A 17,675-nucleotide genomic window follows, 5' to 3' on the forward strand; every position below is an offset into this window, starting at 1 on the left:
GCTGTGTCGTAACTTGCAAACAGGAGAGCTATTTTGACCACAGAAATTCAGGAAAATCACACCGAAACACCGCTTCTTCCGATATTGGACAGTCGTCAATACGCCTACTTTTTCGACGTCGATGGCACCCTCGCCGAGATATGTGATGAGCCTGATGCCGTCACGATCCCCGCCGATGTTCGTGCCCACCTGCAAACGCTGTTTGCGGCATCTTCAGGTGCGCTGGCACTGGTGTCGGGACGTCCGGTGGAGCAGCTTGATCAGCTGGTCAGTCCTCTGGAACTTCCCGCAGCGGGTGTTCACGGCGCAGAAATGCGCGACGGCAGCGGCAGGATGCACCGCGTCACCTTACCCCGCCACGTGGCAGAAGAGGTGCAACAAACTCTTGAAGCGGGAATGAACGCGCTGCCGGGTACGTTACTCGAAATCAAAGGCATGGCTTTTGCATTGCATTATCGTCAGGCAATGCTGCATCAGCAGCAGGTACTAGCCCTGGCGGAATCCGTCGTAGCAAAATTCCCTGAGCTGGTACTTCAGCCCGGTAAATGCGTTCTTGAGATTAAACCTCGCGGAAAAGATAAGGGCGCTGCGATTTATACGTTCATGCAACAGACACCCTTTTCCGGACGTATTCCGGTATTCGTAGGCGATGATCTGACCGATGAAAAAGGGTTCGAAGTGGTTAACGCCATGCGGGGGATCACGGTGAAAGTTGGCGAAGGTTCAAGTCTTGCGCAGTATCGTGTCAAAACCGTTCACGACGTTTACCGGTGGATTGAGGCGTTACAACGTCACACATTAACATTTAAGAAGGAGTCCGAATTATGAGTCGCCTGGTTGTTGTCTCTAACCGAATTGCCATTCCTGACGGTTCAAAATCCGCTGGCGGGCTGGCCGTGGGCATTCTGGATGCGCTGAAAAATACTTCAGGTCTCTGGTTTGGCTGGAATGGTGAGATAAGTGAAATATCGGGTGAAGAAGAGGATGACCTGCATCTGATGGAAGATAACGGCATTACTTACGCTTCGGTTCCGCTTAATCAAAACGATTACGATCTGTATTATTGTCAGTTTTCAAATGCCGTACTTTGGCCGGCGCTTCACTATCGTATCGATCTGGTGGATTTCCAGCGCGAGGCGTGGGACGGTTACTGCCGGGTCAATAATATGCTGGCGAAAAGATTGCAGCCGCTCATCAAAGCGGATGATATCTTGTGGATCCATGATTATCATTTACTGCCGTTCGCTGCCGCGCTGCGTAAACTCGGCGTAAAAAACCGTATTGGTTTCTTCCTGCACATTCCGTTCCCGACCCCGGAAATCTTTAATGCCGTGCCAACACACGATGAATTGCTCGAAATGATGTGCGAGTATGATTTGCTGGGCTTCCAGACCGAAGGTGACCGTATGGCGTTTCTGGATAATCTCAAATCGCTGGCTGATATTGAAGATTGCGATACACATCAGCACCGGGCGTTTGGCAAAACCTTTGCTACCGGCGTATATCCGATCAGCATTGCACCGGAAAGCATAAAGGAAATGGCCGAGGGCCCGCTGCCACCCAAAATGGCGGCGATGGAACGCGAACTACGCGAATCGAAAAATATTATTTCCTGTGAGCGTCTCGATTACACCAAAGGGTTGCCGGAGCGCTTTCTCGCCTTTGAGGCATTGCTGGAAAAATTCCCGCAGCATCGCGGTAAAGTGCGCTATTCGCAAATTGCCCCGACCTCGCGCGGTGATGTGCAAGCCTATCAGGAACTGCGTCATCAGCTGGAAACCGAAGTGGGGCGCATCAACGGTAAATATGGTGGTATCAACCAGACGCCGCTGTTTTACCTCAACCAGCATTTCCAGCGCAGCCTGCTCATGAAATTGTTCCGCCTGACGGATGTCGGGCTGGTGACGCCGCTGCGAGATGGCATGAATCTGGTGGCAAAAGAGTATGTCGCCGCGCAGGATCCAAAAGACCCCGGCGTTCTTGTTTTGTCACAATTTGCCGGTGCAGCAAATGAACTTACATCGGCACTGATCGTCAACCCTTATGACCGGGATGATGTGGCAGCGGCGCTGGATAAAGCACTGACCATGCCGCTGGAAGAACGGCTTGAACGCTATAACGACATGATGGCGGTGTTGCGCAAGAATGACATTGCGAACTGGGGCGAAAGCTATTTACGCGATTTATACGCCATCACACCGCATAGTGAAAAACACAGCGCCGTCGTGTGAATTTTATAAGCAAGAGGCTTGCAGCATATGCAAAATGCAAATTACCAGACGAACCAAAACGCAATGTTTGACAGCGAAAATGCTGAAAGCGAAGAGACTCGTCTGACCGAGCTCGAGCCGATTGAACTGATCCTTGACCGGATGATGGATGCCGAACCGGAACCAGAGATGATCGAAGGCTTGCCGCCTTCCGATGCCTTAACGCCTGCTGACCGTTATCTGGAATTGTTTACCAGCGTGCAATCTTCAGGGCTTTTCGAGGACAGCAAAACCTTCCCGGACTGCCCGCCGAAGATGGATCCGCTGGACATTTTGCTGCGTTATCGCCGGGTAAAGAATCATCCTGGCTTTAACCTGAAACGCTTTGTTGACGCACATTTCTGGCTGCCGGAACACCGCGATGATGAATACGTCTCCGATCCCGGCGATTCGCTGAAAGAACACATCGATAAACTTTGGCCGGTGCTGACGCGCCAGCCGGAAGATCATGTGCCATGGTCTTCACTGATGCCTTTGCCTCAGGCCTATGTGGTTCCCGGCGGACGTTTCAGTGAGACCTATTACTGGGATTCTTACTTTTCGATGTTAGGTCTGGCGGAAAGTGGCCGTAATGATCTCCTGCGCACCATGGCGGACAATTTCGCCTGGATTATTGAGATATACGGCCATATTCCTAACGGTAACCGCACGTATTATCTGAGCCGTTCACAGCCACCGGTGTTCGCGCTGATGGTTGAACTGTTCGAGGAAGACGGTGTACGTGGCGCACGGCGGTATCTCGATCATCTGAAAATGGAATATGAATTCTGGATGGATGGTGCGGACTCTCTCGCGCCGAATCAGGCGTACCGCCATGCAGTTTGCCTGCCGGACGGTACACTGCTTAACCGTTACTGGGATGACAGGGACACCCCGCGCGATGAATCGTGGCGTGAAGACGTCGAAACCGCTAAACATTCAGGCCGGCCAGCCAACGAGGTTTACCGCGATTTGCGTGCGGGGGCGGAATCTGGCTGGGATTATTCATCGCGCTGGTTGCGTGACGGCCACCGTCTCGCCAGTATCCGTACCACGCAATTTATCCCGGTAGATCTGAATGCGTTTATGCATAAACTCGAAAGCGCTATCGCCAATATTTCCGGTTTGAAGGGAGATAAAGTCACCGAAATTTTATTCCGCCGTAAAGCAGAAAACCGGCGTGACGCCATAAACCGTTATCTGTGGGATGACAACGAAGGTTGTTTTCGCGATTACGACTGGCACCGTCAGCAAATGGCGTTGTTCTCCGCTGCCAGCGTCGTGCCGTTGTATGTGGGGCTTGCCAGTCATTACCAGGCTGAACGGCTTTCAGAGGCTGTACGTAAACGTTTATTCACGCCCGGCGGCATCATGGCGACGGAATATGAAACCGGTGAACAATGGGATAAACCCAACGGCTGGGCTCCTCTGCAATGGATGGCAATTCAGGGTTTCAAGCAATACGGCAATGATGCGCTGGGTGATGAAATTGCCCGTAACTGGCTGAAAACGGTGAATCAGTATTACCAGCAACATCATAAACTGATCGAGAAATACCACATCTCAGGGGGCATCCCTCGTGAAGGTGGCGGCGGGGAATATCCGCTGCAGGATGGCTTCGGCTGGACCAATGGTGTCGTGCGGCGGCTCATTGGTCTGTATGGTGAGAATTACGACTGATCCGGTTTTCTTATCACCACTCTGACCCTGTTCCATCAGCCAACGTTCAAACGCCTGGTGTAGCGCGGCCTTCAGCACGCCTGCCGGTATCAGGGCATGCTGAAGGCAGGGATGTTTATTGGCAAAAAATTTGTTATTAACATGTCAGAGACAGACTTCAGCTGCCTGGTCGACATCCTGTTATTTCAGACGGGGATCTCATTATTCTGGAACTCAGCGAAAGGACATTAACGGATGAGTACACACCCGATCCGCCAGGTTATCGAAGCTTGTGACAAAGCCATATCAGACAGAGATTTCGACTCGCTGATGGCGCATTACGCCGTGGATGCGGCACTGGTGATTAAACCGGGCATGATTGCCCGCGGCAAAAACGATATCCGCAAAGCCTTTATCGCCATCTCGGATTATTTCCAGGATCAACTGGTGGTGAAACAGGGTGAGATGCAGGTGATTGAGGGGGCGCAGGATGCGCTGGTGATCATGGAAACGGTGCTGCACTTCCCCGACGGACAGGGCGGCACAGTGACCACTACCCGTCGTGCCACTTATGTTTTCCGCCATGAACCGGACGGGCGCTGGGTATGTACCATCGATAATTCTTACGGCACCTCGCTGCTGGATCATAAATAAGGCTCCGCAAGGAGCCTTATTCGCATCATCAACCCAGTGTTATCAGCTTCACGTCAGTTTTGACACCCGGCATCAGCTGTTCCAGTCCGTTAATCAGCATATCACCTGCGTCCTGGAGTGCCTGCAAAGGCATGGCGGGCAGGCTTTCGAGGATGAACCACATGTTTTGCGCCTCGCTGTCGAGCCGGGTTCTGATACCCTGACGCCAGTTCCAGCGCCGGCAGGTCACCCCCGTATCATCACGCCAGATAACTTCTCCGGCATCGGGGAATTCAATCACCGGTTCGCCCGCTTTCATGGTGTCAAAAGGCTCGCTGCCATCGGCAAATGTCAGCCTCGGATGGCCGGAATAAGCAGAAATATTTTCGCCACCGACCGGAATGGCATACTGAATGCTCACCGCATTGTAGAGATCGACCACCGGATCGATGGCCGGCATCGTGCCGTCTTTCAGCACGCGTTTTCTGAGGGCATCGGCTGAGCAGGCAGTACGTTTAGGTTTCGCCCCAAAGGCTTTGAAAACCCCGGTCCAGGCGTTCAGATGTTCATCCGCCCAGGGAAAATCATTCTCAACGATAAAACGGCAGGCGCTTTGTAAAGCGGCTTCCGCGATGGCAGGGTTAGTTATCGGCGCGGCCTGCGCAGACACGCTTAATACCCGAAAACCAGGGGCGATTCGCGCAAGTGACGGATCGACTGACGGAGTAACGACGATCATGGAGCGGTCCTGTTGTAAAAATCAGACATTTACTATGCCATCCGTCGGCCTGAAACGAAATTAGCGTTTTGGGATCCCCGGTAATTCCTCTGAGAAACGCGCCGTCATGGCATCTCGTTCATAGCCCCGCTTATCCCTCAAAAATTCACGCCTGGCTAAACCGCCCCCTGCACATAGGCTGTAAACATGTCCGCCAGCGCATCAGCATAAATTTTGATTTCAGCGGCGGTACGCGGGGTGGCAGAAAAGTCCCGGCCAAAAGCACTGAGTGTGGTTGAAAGCAGATCGCCCGCCAGCTGGCGCTTTTCTCCGGCGACATCCGGCATTACCTCATGCATAAAACGATGAAACACTTCCTCTCCCGCCTCCCGAGCTTCCTGCGCCTCCGGGGCGTCACGATAAAACGGTGCGGCGTCACTGAGCGCGCCACGCATCTGCGCTTCCTCACATTCGGAACGGATAAATTCATGCACCAGAATACGTAAGCGCACGGCAGGGGTCTTTTCTGCGTCCTGAAGAATGCTGCGCAGCATATCACGGGTTCGCCGCCACTCGTCGCTTTGCAGACGAAACAAAATCGCCGCTTTATTGGGAAAGTACTGATACAGCGAACCGATGCTGATTCCGGCTCTTTCAGCGACGCGACCGGTAGTAAAACGGGCGGCGCCTTCCTTCGCTAAAACCTGAGCAGCGGCTTCAAGAATGGTCGCCACCAGCCCGGCTGAGCGGGATTGTTTTGGCTCTTTACGTGAGGAAACCTGCGGGATGCGGCGGTGGGTCATGACGGGCTGAGTCCTCAAAAAAGAATGCGAATAGTGGAGGCAACGAAAACATCGCATAATTTTAAACGCGATGAATCACTCGCATTCTAGTCAGTTATGACACGTTGCTCAATGTTAAACAGGATAATCCCATGACCACAGAAAACACTCTGACCTGCGCACCGATGGCGCCATTACTCGACCGTCTTTTCAATGAAGCCAGCGCTGCAGCCCGTTTCGATTTCACGCAGATACCGGAAGAAGAAACTACGCGCATGATGCACAGCAAAACAGAGTATCTGAATTTATATAGTCTGCTGAAACACATGTGGCTGCCGGTATCACGCGAGACAGGCAAACTGCTGTATATGCTGGCGCGAAGTACTAAGGCAACATCGGTGGTGGAATTTGGCATGTCGTTCGGGCTGTCCACGTTGTATCTGGCGGCGGCGTTGCGCGATAACGGCGGCGGTAAGGTCATCACCAGCGAGTTTGAGCCGACAAAAGTGGCAAAGGCACGGGAACATTTTGTGCAGGCTGGCGTGAGCGATTTAGTCGAAATTCGTGTCGGTGACGCGCTGAACACACTGGCCGTTGATCTGCCAGAGACCATCGATTTACTGATTCTCGATGGCGCAAAAGTACTTTATGACGATATTCTGCATTTGCTGGAAAGCCGTTTTCATCCGGGCACGATGATCATCGCCGACAATGCGAGCTACAACCAGAACTATCTTACCCATGTGCGTTCGGCGGAGAACGGTTATCTTTCTGTACCATTCAGTGATGATGTCGAGCTTTCAGTCAGGCTGCGCTGATCAGACACCCGGGCAGAGCGATCCAGGCTCCGCACTATAAAAAACAGGCCGGATGATGTATCCTTCACTGATTATTGGTATACTGGATATAATTACAGTATAAGGAGCGAATTATGGCTGTTGAAACAAAATTTGTTGTTGTCAGAAAAGGTGAAGAGAAAATGACTTTTGCCAATAAGAAAGAAGCAGATGCATACGACAAAATGCTGGACATGGCAGATGCTTTTACTGAATGGCTGTCACAAAGCAATCTCGACCTGGATGAAACACTCGCGGAAAATATTGCGCTTCACCTTGCTGAACACAAAGATACCGTCCAGCATATTTTGCGCACCAGCAAACTGCCCGAAGAGGGGACAGCGCAGCAGCCCGTCGCACCAGCCGATACCACCGCTGAAGACCGGGCTGTCGCTGAACCTGCCGCGACCAAAAAAGTACGTGCGGTCAAAGCAGCCTGATAGAGAACGTCCACATAATGCGGGAACACATCCCGCATTCTTTTATCCTGTCCCCATCTTTATCCTGCCTGATATCGCTGAAGCAAGGTGTCCTGACATTGCTGTTGTGTCCTGATTTTTTCGCGATCGGTTTTGCTGAGCGATGTCCATGTTTCAATCACCTTATCCGCTTCATCCTCATTAAACTCTGGCTTATTGATCGACGACGGAGACTGAGATTGCGTCGAAATATCTTTGATCTGCTCACGGAAATAATCCGCAGTACCATCAGGTTTATTAAGCGCGGAGCTACAGAGGATATTGATATAGGTCGCGGGAGTATGTTGCGAAGTCGTGTCTTCGGCGACAGCAGAACCCGCGATCAACAGGGTGAGTAACAATGCGATTCGTCTCATAGCGTCTCCTTATGTTGAACACCTTAAGGGTAGAAGACTCCACAACCCGGAAGGGCTGCATGCAGGACAGAATAGTCTGAAATGCATAAGAAACCTCAGAGACATGCATTTCCAACCACTGATCCGTTCACGGATAAAACCTGATTAACATTTTGTTACTTATTAAAACTCATCCACATCGCGACATGGTTAACGTTAATAATTACTATTTACATTCTCATTTAGACTGTTCATGTAAAACAATAATAGAAACAGTCTTACACCTATAAAATTTTCCACGGGAATGTGTTATGTCTTTGAATGGCAGGGCGATTTATGCACACCAGTGTGCCGCAGACGCAGGGAGAACTTTTGCGGTTTCATCACTGGCACTGGCGATATTTGTTCTGGTAAATCCGGTACTGGCGGCTGAAAACCTCAGCGGGATAAAAAGCACTGCCAGTACGGATACATTTGGTCAGCAGCAAGATATGGTGATCGAAGGCACGGCGACGCCAACCGGCAGCGACGCACAGGATTACGCCGTCCGCACCACCACCGCAGGCACCAAAATGAACCTGACGCCGCGAGATATTCCGCAATCAGTGAGCGTTATCACTCAACAGCGTATGCAGGATCAGAACCTCCAGTCGGTCGGCGACGTGCTGAATAATACCACCGGCATCTCAACGGAGGTTATTGACAGCGAACGCGTGTCTTATTTTTCCCGCGGTTTTTACATCAACAGTTACACCTACGACGACATTCCGACCTCCGTCAGCGATACCTGGAATTTTGGTGATGCAGCCGAAGACACCGCGATTTATGACCGCATCGAAGTGGTGCGGGGTGCAACCGGCCTGATGACCGGAACGGGTAATCCATCCGCTTCTGTCAACATGGTGCGTAAACACGCCGACAGCAAAGAATTCACCGGTGAGATTAGCGCCGGTTACGGCAGCTGGAACAAACAGCGTTACGTCCTGGACGCTTCCGGTCCGCTGAATCAGGAAGGCTCGGTGCGCGGACGCGTGGTCGCCGGTTATCAGGATCAGGACAGCTGGCTGGATCGCTATCACAAGCGCAAAAAATTCTTCTACGGCGTGGTGGATGCAGATGTGACCGATAACACCACCGTGTCGCTCGGTTACGATTATCAGGAAAATAATACCGCTAACCCGACGTGGGGCGGCCTGCCAACCTGGTATACCGACGGTTCGCGCACCCATTATGACCGCAGCACGAATACTTCCGCAGACTGGACGAATTACGCCATCCAGTCGCGCAAAGTATTTGCTAACGTGAAGCATGACTTTGATAACGGCTGGACATTGCGCGTTAATGGCACACACGGCGAGCAAACGTTTAACGATAAATTGCTCTATCTCATGGACTTCCCGGATCACACTACAGGCACCGGCCTCAGTGGTTTTGGCAGCAAAGACCGTGGCACCCGCAAAGTGGACTCCATCGACACTTATGCCACCGGGCCGTTTGAATGGTTTGGCCGTCAGCATCAGATGGTGGCGGGTATCAGCTACAGCCGGCAGCATAACCAGACTTACAGCGCAGACGGTTCCCTCGATAGTGACACCATTGGCAGTTTCGGCAACAGCTGGGACGGGCGTGTCAGCGAACCGGAGTGGGGAGACTGGTATCTGAATGCGGACGATGTGATTCGCCAAAAAGCGGGTTACTTCGCAACGCGCTTCTCACTGGCGGATCCGCTTTCGTTGATCGTCGGCGCGCGCTATACCCGGTGGAGCACCAACGGCAGCAGCGGCAGTATGAACAAAAACAACATCACCCCGTATGGCGGGCTGGTGTATGACATTAACGATACCTGGTCGGCGTATGCCAGTTACACGTCCATCTTCCAGCCGCAGACTGACCGCGATATTAACGGTCATTACCTGTCACCAACGACCGGGAAAAACTACGAAACCGGGCTTAAATCTGCGTGGATAGACGGTCGTCTGACCGCCACGATGGCAGTATTCCGTATCGAACAGGATAACGTGGCGCAGGAAGACGGCAGCAGATACGTTAACGGTTCGAGCGAACAGGCTTATGTTGCGGTCAATGGCACCGTCAGCAAAGGTGCTGAATTTGAGCTAAACGGCGCGGTGACCGACAACCTGCAAATGACCTTCGGTGCGACGCGTTATGTGGCGAAAGACGAAACCGGCAGCCGTCTCAACAGCAATATGCCGCAGACCCAGCTGAAATTATTCAGCCGCTACCAGGTGCCGGCGATGCCGGATCTGACTGTCGGCGGTGGTGTAAACTGGCAAAACCGCACTTTCCAGAATGCAACCGGACCGGACGGCGAAACCCGTCGCGTATCACAGGGCAGTACGGCGCGGGTGGATCTGTTCACGCGTTATCAGGTAACAAAACAGCTGTCCGTACAGGCCAACATCAACAACCTGTTTGACCGCACATATTATTCATGGCTCAGCGATTACGCCGTTTACGGTGAACCGCGCAATCTTTCGGTCAGCGCAAATTACACGTTCTGATGTGAAGATTTAATGCACAACACAGCAAAGCCCCGTCTGTATTTTCAGGCGGGGCTTTGCTTTTATAATCTGTATCTGGCCATGGGTGGCTAAAAGGTACATATATTATTAAGTATTCCTCCAGTACGCTTTGTTTATACTGATATCCGTTTGACGCAGCACGAATTTAATTGACTCATCATATATAGAGAGGAATTAAAAGTACTATGCGCTTCATAGAAAAAAATCCGGCTGGCAGGGCACCCCTAACCCTTAGACTGGTTGAAACCCGGGAAACGACACCGGAATATGACAATAACGCCATGAATTTTTCCCTACTCACAGACAAAAATGAAGATGTTGCAGCAGGTCGTTGCGTAGTACTAAGTGAACCGGGAAGTCGTGATTATTTATATATCTCGGCAATATATGTTGAAGGAAATACCAACAAACCTACGAAATCCCACCCCAACAGATTTGTCGGGCTGGGTCAGCTTCTCTTATTTTCAGCCATAAGATACGGGATGGAGCAGAATATCGAAAACGCCTCATTATTACCGGTAGATGACAGCCAGGGATTTTATTTAAAAATGGGTTTTCATCCGACTATTATCACGGATACAGTGAACAGGATGGTGGTCACCGGGGTGCCGCTCAGTTCGGGTCATGGGAAATTAAATGCAAAATGGCGCGACCATTTCTACAATGCCTCCTTCCTGAACCCGGATTTTCGCGGCCCCAACTGGTCAGGAAATATTCGCAATATTCACTTAAATTTACGGCATAGAATCATGACTAACTGGACCATTGTCGGGTAACCGAGGTTACGTAAGCACGATAAATGGATGCCATGGTCAATTTATTAGCTCCACGGCATATCTTTATAAGGCAACCACACAACAGGCAGCGTTATTTCAGCTTCCCCAGCGGCTTTTCAGGTAACGCACCGCATCCTGCGTCTGCGGCTGGTTGAGGTAGCTTTCACGGAATAAAATCGTGCCGCTAATTTGTGGTACGGATTCATTCATATCGAGTTGTTTTTTCAGTTCCGGTACGCCACCACTTACCATCCAGTCCGGTTCATTTTTTGACGGTTCGCCCACTTTATACAGCGCCACACCAATATAGAGACGCGTATGAGTGGGCTTTACCACATTAGCCCACCAGTTTGCCAGCACGTCATAACGCGCCGCCTTGCGGGAAAACGGCCAGTACAGTTGCGGCGCAATGTAATCGAGCAAACCCTGCTGCACCCACAAGCGGGTATCCGCATAAGCCTCATCGTAAGCCGCTGCGCCGGAAGTTTGTGAACCCGCCGGATCATGCGACACGTTGCGCCAGACACCTGCCGGACTGACGCCAAATTCCACAGCCGGTTTCAGCTGTTTTATGGTGCGCGAAACCTGCTCAATCAGCATCTGTGTATTGTGACGCCGCCAGTCTGCTTTTGAAGCATAACCCTGACCGTATTTCCGGAACGTCAGGCTATCATCCAGGGCAGAACCCGGTGATTCTGAATAAAAATAGTCATCAAACTGAACGCCATCAACGGGATAACGCGCGACCACTTCCGCCACGATGCTGGTTATCCAGTCGCGTGCATCAGGAATACCCGGGTCAACCACAAAACGATCGCCGGCAGTTCGGATCCAGTCGCGGTGCAACACGAATACGCTGGCAGGGTGCAGCGACAATGTCTGATTCAGTTCCGCCACAGTCGAAGGTTTAGTATTTACAGACACGCGATAAGGATTAAACCAGGCATGGACTTTCATCCCGCGTTTGTGCGCTTCATCGAGCATAAATTGCAGCGGATCATATCCAGGATCCTGACCAATTTTGCCCGTCAGCATATCTGACCATGGCAAAATTTTTGATGGCCAGAACGCCGTGCCGTCAGGCTTCACCTGAAAGAACACCGTATTGATGCCCAGACTTTTGAGCTTATCGAGCTTGGTAATCAGCGCCTGTTGCTGCTGGCTGATGCGCAATGATGCACTGCCGGCATTCACCGAATTAACCGGTGGCCAGTCGAGGCGGGAAACCGTCGCCAGCCAGACGCCACGCACGGGTTCATGGCCCGATACCGGTTTGTCGGGAAGAGGGTGCCGGGCAACTGGCGGAAGTGGCGTCACCAGGGATTTTGGTGGTGTTGAAGAACAACTGGCCAGTAACAATGCAAGCGTCACAACGGCAGCCGGGTGTTTCAAGGCAGTAATAAACGGAAAATGACGGGAAGAGGCGATAATAAACTCCGGTGGTATCTGGTAGCCGCGCGAAAGGAAACATTTTCTTATTATTGAAGTTAAAGTCAATCACTTAGCGCTGATGCCTGCGTGATAGCAAGAAACGCCGCAAACCACCTTATCGTTACAGACGAGTTAGTATACAGGGAGCGCCTCAGCACGATTGAGTGACAGGGCTAACTGTTGCAATATTAACTCACTATTTTCCTGGGGTTAAACCTTACAGGGTGTATTAAATGAAAATGCCGAAATTTATTGTGGCAGAAACGGAAGATCCGCTTGAATTTAATTATCACCTGTTAGCATAAATATTTTTTATTTGCTTTGTACTGCGAAAAATACAGAGTTAAAATTAACATAGGTTTTATAATGAGACTGCAGTCGGTTAATAAAATAATTAATTCAGGAGGTAAACATATACATGTTAATCATTTCTGAAATATATGTCTCGTGTAAGAAAATATCAAACTGGAATTTTGAAGGGTAATATCCGAGAGAATTTTCACTGTTGCTACTGCTGATTTCATTAATGGAAGGCAGAAAATACGTTTAACATCATTCATTGCGATTTTTGCAACACCTGAGTCACTGCATCAGGCCTGTATAACCTGCATTTCGATATACTTCCGTATCGCAATGCCACTACTGGAGATAGCTATGTCTTTTTCATTAGCCAACTGGACGACCAACTGGCAGAAAGACGGACGTTTCAGCAAAAACTATACATCAGTTCTGATAGAGAAAGCCTGCAGGCTGGACAGTCAGTTGAACAATGCCTACTGCAGAGGAACCCTGAAAGTCATTGCCGGGCCTCACCGGAAGGCAGGTCCGGGTGAGGGTGGCGATGCAAGGTGGCATATGACGCTACAGCCTTCGGCCAACAGTAGCTGCTGGCATATCATTCTGGATAACAGCGTGACCCGGCCCGTGAAAATTAACAAACGTGAACTCACGGGGCACGGTTTTTAGTTTTAGGGCGGTTCAGGTTCGGCATCCGGACCTGACCAGCGACTCATTATTCTTTGACAACTGATATCCCAGCCATTGGGATGGTGTTACAGATAAGTTATTAAAATTCACGCGTATTGACGGAGTTTTACTCAGAGGACTTTAGGATAAGGACATACTGTGAAGTAAGAGGAGAAATGCATGAAACCAAGGTTAAGTTTTGCCGTACTTTTTATCTTCATCACCTTCGGTGCAATGGCAAAAGATATGACCCTTATAAAATCAGCCCCGGTTCATCGGGGTGGTTTTAAGAGTCATAATGGCTTTGCGGATACTGCCGAAACGCCGGATGAACACATACGGGAAGACCATCACCGCACGCTTCGCAGTACATCCTGAGAGGTGAATCCAGACCCCGATCCGTCCGGATAGCCCAGGCAGGCAACTCACGGCACACGGCAAACACAGACCTTTATTCCAGATAAATCACCCTGTCTGCCGATGCTATCGTTGTCTCGCGGTGCGCAATGATAACCCTTGTGATGTCCAGTGCTTTGATCGCGAGATTCACCATCGCCTCGCTTTCCTTGTCCAGCGCGCTGGTCGCTTCATCTAAGAACAAGACGGCAGGCTTCTTGTAAATCGCGCGGGCAAGGAACAGTCGTTGTTTTTGCCCCCCCGACAGCCCCTCTCCTAATTCACCGATCAGGGTTTCATAGCCCATGGGCATTTGCTTAATGACGGTATCCAGGTAGCTGGCGCGGACACATTCCTGCATCCAGGCTTCATCCACTTCGTCCGCAAAGCCGCAGATATTTTCCCGGATGGAGCCGGAAAACAGCTTGTCATCCTGCATTACGCAGGCGATCATTTTATGATAGTTATTGATACCCAACTGCTGAATATCGATACCGTTCACCTCGACCCTGCCGTTATCAGGATAAAACAGCCCGCACAATACCTTCATCAAGGTGGTTTTTCCTGAGCCGGACGGCCCAACAATAGCCACACTTTCTCCGGGCGCGATAGTGATGTCTAACCCGTTAAAAATGGGTGGAGACTGACTGTCATAACGGTAACTCAATGCATGTGTTGCCAGCGAAACGGGTTGTAAACGAGCCTCATAAGGGATGTCCGGCTTACGATTTTCCTGCGGATGCAGGGCAATATCGGCAATGCGTTCATTGTGCAAGCTCATCATACGCAATTGCAGCAGGAAATTGGTCAGTGAGCCAATTCTGTCGGAAAACTGCCCGCGAAAAGCGCCGAATGCAACGAACATACCGATAGTCATCTGGTTGTCTATTACCAGACTGGTACCCAGCCACAGGATCACCACCTGATCACAGGCTGAGACAAAGGTGTTGATGCCGCCAAACAGCATGTCCATCTTCGTAACGCGGATCCCGGTATTGATGGTATCGATTTCGAGGTTGAGCCAGTGGGCACTGCGTCTTTCTGCTATCCCCTGCATTTTTACTGTGGCGATGCCGTACAGCGTCTCCATGAAATAGGAACCGGCACGGGCATTTCTGACCAAAGACTCCTCTGAAAGCTGCCGGTAATAACCGTAGGTCAGCAGACGGAGAAGTACATACACGGCGGTGAAGGCCATGACGACCCACGTTAACCAACCTCCGTACAAAATCATCATCACGAGCACGCCGGCCACCATAATCATGTCCATGATGGCGCCGACAATACTGGCGGTGAAGGTGCTGCGCAATGCATCCAGCGATCCGAAGCGTGACTGGATATCCCCCAGTTTGCGACGTTCAAAATAGCCCAGAGGTAACCGCAATAAGTGGTTAAACAACCCGGATTGCCACTGGACATTGATGAGCGTCGTCATGACCAGTGCAGACCAGGCGCGTACCATGCTGACTGCGGCCCGCAACAGAATAAAGAATAACAGCCCCGCGCAGATTAACGTCAGCAGTCCGCGATCGCCTGCAGGGATCGCATGATCCATCACCAGTTGTGTACCAACCGGCATCACAAGGTTGATGGTTTCAATCACCAGTGACAGGCAAAAAATTTTGCCTAGCGTACCTTTAAGGCCATATACGCTGCCCATAAGCGTATTCAGACTGAGCCGTTTCCGCACGGTATGTGCTTTGAATGCAGCGCCTGGCCAGGCTTCAAGTGCTACGCCGGTAAAACTGTGCGACACCTCTGCCATGTTGATGATTCTGCGGCCCCGGGCGGGGTCATGTATGACCACGTGATTACGCCTGACGCTCACCAGAACGACAAAATGGTTAAACTCCCAGTGCAGTATGCATGGCAATTTTAGCGCACCGAGATCTTCCATATCCAGTGATAAAGGGCGTGACGACAAGCCCAGTTGTTCGGCCATACCGGTTAAACCGGACAATGTAGTACCACGCGCCGAGAGGTTGAACTGCTGGCGCAGTGCGATCAGATCAATATTCATACCATAGTGGCCGCAAAGCATCGCCAGGCAAGCGAGGCCGCACTCAGAAGATTCCGTTTGATGGACTAGCGGCACGCGTTGCCGCAATCGTATATCAAGCTGGCCGAGCAGTTTCTTGACAGAGAGTCTATTCATTGACCGGCCCCGACGCGCTGTGTTTCATGTCGTAGAACGGTGACAACATCCACTGATATATCTTCCTTTTTTCCAAAAATAGTGTGCTCTCCGCCTTCATACCATTTTCCAGGTTCAGACGTTTACCACTGTACATGATGGTCTGTTTTTCGGGTCTGACGATCACTTTGTAGTAAGGGACTGCCGAGGTCAAAGCAGCTTTCGGGGCTCCCTGATAGGTCAGCATTTCCTGAGATGAAGCCGGTGCTTTCGAAATCACTGACACCGTGCCGGCAAACTGCCCAAACTTTTGCGCCGGAAAAGCTTCATAACGAATGTTGACCCGGTCGCCTGTGGAAATATAGGGAATAGCATCATTAGGTACCCAAAGTATCAGGGAGTAATGATCAATATTGGGTGGGATGACTTGCAGCAAACTGTCGCCGACGTTGACCATCTGTCCTACCGTGACGCTAAGAGAGTCTACGCGACCGTCAACCAGTGCGCGGACGATGATTGCCCCGCCGGCATCGATATTGAGCAGTTCTTTTTGCAGTTCGTAGCGCTGGAGTTCCATCTGATAAATTTGGTTATCAAACTCAGCGGCCTGAGTGTGGATTTGGCTTTCAAGAGCAGTGATCTGCAGGGCGTTTTGCTCGTTCTGCCCGGTGAGGCCCAACAGATTGTTTTGTTGCTGGTAATAGAGCGCCACCTGATTGGTGAGTTGATCCTTATTGATAAGCCCCTTTGTCTGATATTGCCGGTAGTTCTCCATATTCTCTTTCATAATACGGAGTCCTTCCTCAGCACGCCGGAGTATGTCGTTGGAGCGCTGGAAAGCGGCGATATATTGGGCCTTTTGTTTCTCCAGCATCCCGACAGTGTCTTGTTTACTGCTGTCCAGCCGGCTGATGATTTGTGAAATGCGTTCAAGCTGATTATTGATGTCCCGGCGTTGGTTATCGCTGACCACGCCGCTGCGGGTACTTTTACTCACATCTATCTGATAGATAGGAGTGCCAGCCTTGATTATCTGTCCTTCCGTGACAAATTCTTTGACTACCACGCCCTGAACGGCGGAATAGACGTTAGCCACGCGCGGGTAGGTGCTGATCTCGCCGGTCACGTTCACTCTGCGGGTGTAATTTGCGGCGATGACAAAGGTGAGGAAGATTGTAATAAACAAAAGACATAATAACGCAGTGACCCAGAACGGAATTCCAGGGAGGAGCAGCGCCCGGCCACGCCATTTCATTTTCTGATTATCAATCGCTTCCTGGCGAAACACGGTCTGTCCTTCGTTAGCGTGCGGGGAGGTGAGTAGTCACCTTTATTATGCCACGCCCTGGTCCTGCTCCGGCAAGCGTTTGTTTTAGCATACCGCTGGTTTGTATTATCTACATTTCGCTTAGTGAAGAAGAAAAAACCTTTAAAAACAAAGGATTACATGAAATTAAATGTATTTTTTAAAGCATAAAAAGAAGGAGAAAAAATGAAGATAAAGCAATAAATAGTTAACAAAGTGAAATCAAATGTAACTAAAAGTAATAAAATTGACAAAAAGCTTACCTTTGAGCGTATAACTGTTTTGTACCTTTCACTGCGAAGTCGATGTGCGGCTGAAGAAAATATTTGTCCTCATATTGTTGGTTGGCTTCTATTTCATTTCCCGGGTGGAGTAGTCATATATAGGGATAGTGGGAATTCTAAAGTTTCACTGCTTCTGCAAGTGTCAGTA

At 50.6% G+C, this 17,675-nt stretch carries 16 protein-coding genes; 10 read left to right on the top strand and 6 right to left on the bottom strand.

Annotated elements, in window-relative coordinates; genetic code table 11:
• Window positions 1-33 precede the first annotated feature (33 nt).
• The 4 genes from otsB to ACOZIO_RS13200 all read left to right on the top strand — a co-directional run bounded on the left by otsB (window position 34) and on the right by ACOZIO_RS13200 (window position 4,562).
• Complete coding sequence (gene otsB / locus ACOZIO_RS13185; RefSeq protein WP_238483193.1) at window positions 34-828, top strand: trehalose-phosphatase; 795 nt, start codon at window positions 34-36, stop codon at window positions 826-828.
• Window positions 825-2,231: an alpha,alpha-trehalose-phosphate synthase gene (gene otsA / locus ACOZIO_RS13190; RefSeq protein WP_129953576.1), complete on the top strand. Its 1,407-nt coding sequence runs from the start codon at window positions 825-827 to the stop codon at window positions 2,229-2,231. Before otsB ends, otsA begins: the two co-directional genes overlap by 4 nt.
• Window positions 2,232-2,294: 63 nt before the next feature.
• Window positions 2,295-3,929, top strand: coding sequence for an alpha,alpha-trehalase TreF (gene treF, locus ACOZIO_RS13195; protein ID WP_129953746.1), 1,635 nt, complete (start codon window positions 2,295-2,297; stop codon window positions 3,927-3,929).
• Window positions 3,930-4,163: 234 nt separating this feature from the next.
• The gene (locus ACOZIO_RS13200; protein ID WP_217219471.1) at window positions 4,164-4,562 is read left to right on the top strand and encodes a YybH family protein; all 399 of its coding nucleotides are present in this window, start codon (window positions 4,164-4,166) and stop codon (window positions 4,560-4,562) included.
• A 28-nt stretch (window positions 4,563-4,590) separates the two neighbouring features.
• Here the strand turns inward: ACOZIO_RS13200 and ACOZIO_RS13205 are convergent, their stop codons facing one another.
• Window positions 4,591-5,280: a B3/4 domain-containing protein gene (locus ACOZIO_RS13205; protein WP_421595372.1), complete on the bottom strand. Its 690-nt coding sequence runs from the start codon at window positions 5,278-5,280 to the stop codon at window positions 4,591-4,593.
• Window positions 5,281-5,435: 155 nt separating this feature from the next.
• Window positions 5,436-6,062, bottom strand: coding sequence for a TetR family transcriptional regulator (locus ACOZIO_RS13210; RefSeq protein ID WP_129953579.1), 627 nt, complete (start codon window positions 6,060-6,062; stop codon window positions 5,436-5,438).
• Window positions 6,063-6,193: 131 nt separating this feature from the next.
• On the opposite strand from ACOZIO_RS13210, the gene ACOZIO_RS13215 reads away from it, so the two are divergent.
• Together ACOZIO_RS13215 and ACOZIO_RS13220 are read left to right on the top strand one after the other, a co-directional pair.
• The gene (locus ACOZIO_RS13215; protein WP_129953580.1) at window positions 6,194-6,859 is read left to right on the top strand and encodes an O-methyltransferase; all 666 of its coding nucleotides are present in this window, start codon (window positions 6,194-6,196) and stop codon (window positions 6,857-6,859) included.
• Window positions 6,860-6,972: 113 nt separating this feature from the next.
• On the top strand, window positions 6,973-7,317 hold the full coding sequence (locus ACOZIO_RS13220; RefSeq protein ID WP_129953581.1) for a YebG family protein: 345 nt from the start codon (window positions 6,973-6,975) through the stop codon (window positions 7,315-7,317).
• 59 nt (window positions 7,318-7,376) lie between these two features.
• Here the strand turns inward: ACOZIO_RS13220 and ACOZIO_RS13225 are convergent, their stop codons facing one another.
• Complete coding sequence (locus tag ACOZIO_RS13225) at window positions 7,377-7,712, bottom strand: hypothetical protein (RefSeq protein ID WP_129953582.1); 336 nt, start codon at window positions 7,710-7,712, stop codon at window positions 7,377-7,379.
• A 290-nt stretch (window positions 7,713-8,002) separates the two neighbouring features.
• Here ACOZIO_RS13225 and fhuE point away from each other — a divergent pair, with 290 nt between their 5' ends.
• Together fhuE and ACOZIO_RS13235 are read left to right on the top strand one after the other, a co-directional pair.
• Window positions 8,003-10,213 (top strand): ferric-rhodotorulic acid/ferric-coprogen receptor FhuE, encoded by a 2,211-nt coding sequence (fhuE, locus tag ACOZIO_RS13230; protein WP_421595373.1) that lies wholly within the window; start codon window positions 8,003-8,005, stop codon window positions 10,211-10,213.
• Window positions 10,214-10,419: 206 nt separating this feature from the next.
• Window positions 10,420-11,010 carry a GNAT family N-acetyltransferase gene (locus tag ACOZIO_RS13235; RefSeq protein WP_421595374.1) on the top strand — a complete coding sequence of 197 codons (591 nt, stop codon included), beginning with the start codon at window positions 10,420-10,422 and terminating at the stop codon, window positions 11,008-11,010.
• Window positions 11,011-11,106: 96 nt separating this feature from the next.
• Here ACOZIO_RS13235 and ACOZIO_RS13240 read toward each other — a convergent pair whose 3' ends face one another.
• Window positions 11,107-12,441: a glycoside hydrolase family 10 protein gene (locus tag ACOZIO_RS13240; RefSeq protein ID WP_235174617.1), complete on the bottom strand. Its 1,335-nt coding sequence runs from the start codon at window positions 12,439-12,441 to the stop codon at window positions 11,107-11,109.
• Between the two features lie 654 nt (window positions 12,442-13,095).
• Between ACOZIO_RS13240 and ACOZIO_RS13245 the strand changes: the two genes are divergently transcribed.
• Together ACOZIO_RS13245 and ACOZIO_RS13250 are read left to right on the top strand one after the other, a co-directional pair.
• Window positions 13,096-13,407, top strand: a complete 312-nt coding sequence (locus ACOZIO_RS13245) for a hypothetical protein (protein ID WP_129953584.1) — start codon at window positions 13,096-13,098, stop codon at window positions 13,405-13,407.
• Window positions 13,408-13,587: 180 nt separating this feature from the next.
• Window positions 13,588-13,785 carry a hypothetical protein gene (locus ACOZIO_RS13250; protein WP_421595375.1) on the top strand — a complete coding sequence of 66 codons (198 nt, stop codon included), beginning with the start codon at window positions 13,588-13,590 and terminating at the stop codon, window positions 13,783-13,785.
• Window positions 13,786-13,858: 73 nt separating this feature from the next.
• Here the strand turns inward: ACOZIO_RS13250 and ACOZIO_RS13255 are convergent, their stop codons facing one another.
• Entirely contained in the window at window positions 13,859-15,958 is a 2,100-nt protein-coding gene (locus tag ACOZIO_RS13255) for a peptidase domain-containing ABC transporter (RefSeq protein WP_129990998.1), read from the bottom strand.
• Window positions 15,951-17,225, bottom strand: a complete 1,275-nt coding sequence (locus tag ACOZIO_RS13260; protein ID WP_129990997.1) for an HlyD family secretion protein — start codon at window positions 17,223-17,225, stop codon at window positions 15,951-15,953. The genes ACOZIO_RS13255 and ACOZIO_RS13260 overlap by 8 nt, the downstream gene beginning before the upstream one ends.
• Window positions 17,226-17,675 lie beyond the last annotated feature (450 nt).

The organism is Rahnella sp. PD4, from assembly GCF_049199325.1.
Classification (GTDB): Bacteria; Pseudomonadota; Gammaproteobacteria; order Enterobacterales; family Enterobacteriaceae; genus Rahnella; species Rahnella perminowiae.

Bases quoted from the DNA above. Each gene is read 5' to 3' on its own strand.
- ACOZIO_RS13205 (WP_421595372.1), bottom strand. From the start codon at position 5,280: ATGATCGTCGTTACTCCGTCAGTCGATCCGTCACTTGCGCGAATCGCC.
- ACOZIO_RS13235 (WP_421595374.1), top strand. From the start codon at position 10,420: ATGCGCTTCATAGAAAAAAATCCGGCTGGCAGGGCACCCCTAACCCTT.
- ACOZIO_RS13255 (WP_129990998.1), bottom strand. From the start codon at position 15,958: ATGAATAGACTCTCTGTCAAGAAACTGCTCGGCCAGCTTGATATACGA.
- treF (WP_129953746.1), top strand. From the start codon at position 2,295: ATGTTTGACAGCGAAAATGCTGAAAGCGAAGAGACTCGTCTGACCGAG.
- ACOZIO_RS13245 (WP_129953584.1), top strand. From the start codon at position 13,096: ATGTCTTTTTCATTAGCCAACTGGACGACCAACTGGCAGAAAGACGGA.
- ACOZIO_RS13225 (WP_129953582.1), bottom strand. From the start codon at position 7,712: ATGAGACGAATCGCATTGTTACTCACCCTGTTGATCGCGGGTTCTGCT.
- otsA (WP_129953576.1), top strand. From the start codon at position 825: ATGAGTCGCCTGGTTGTTGTCTCTAACCGAATTGCCATTCCTGACGGT.
- fhuE (WP_421595373.1), top strand. From the start codon at position 8,003: ATGTCTTTGAATGGCAGGGCGATTTATGCACACCAGTGTGCCGCAGAC.
- ACOZIO_RS13200 (WP_217219471.1), top strand. From the start codon at position 4,164: ATGAGTACACACCCGATCCGCCAGGTTATCGAAGCTTGTGACAAAGCC.
- ACOZIO_RS13250 (WP_421595375.1), top strand. From the start codon at position 13,588: ATGAAACCAAGGTTAAGTTTTGCCGTACTTTTTATCTTCATCACCTTC.
- ACOZIO_RS13210 (WP_129953579.1), bottom strand. From the start codon at position 6,062: ATGACCCACCGCCGCATCCCGCAGGTTTCCTCACGTAAAGAGCCAAAA.
- ACOZIO_RS13215 (WP_129953580.1), top strand. From the start codon at position 6,194: ATGACCACAGAAAACACTCTGACCTGCGCACCGATGGCGCCATTACTC.
- ACOZIO_RS13220 (WP_129953581.1), top strand. From the start codon at position 6,973: ATGGCTGTTGAAACAAAATTTGTTGTTGTCAGAAAAGGTGAAGAGAAA.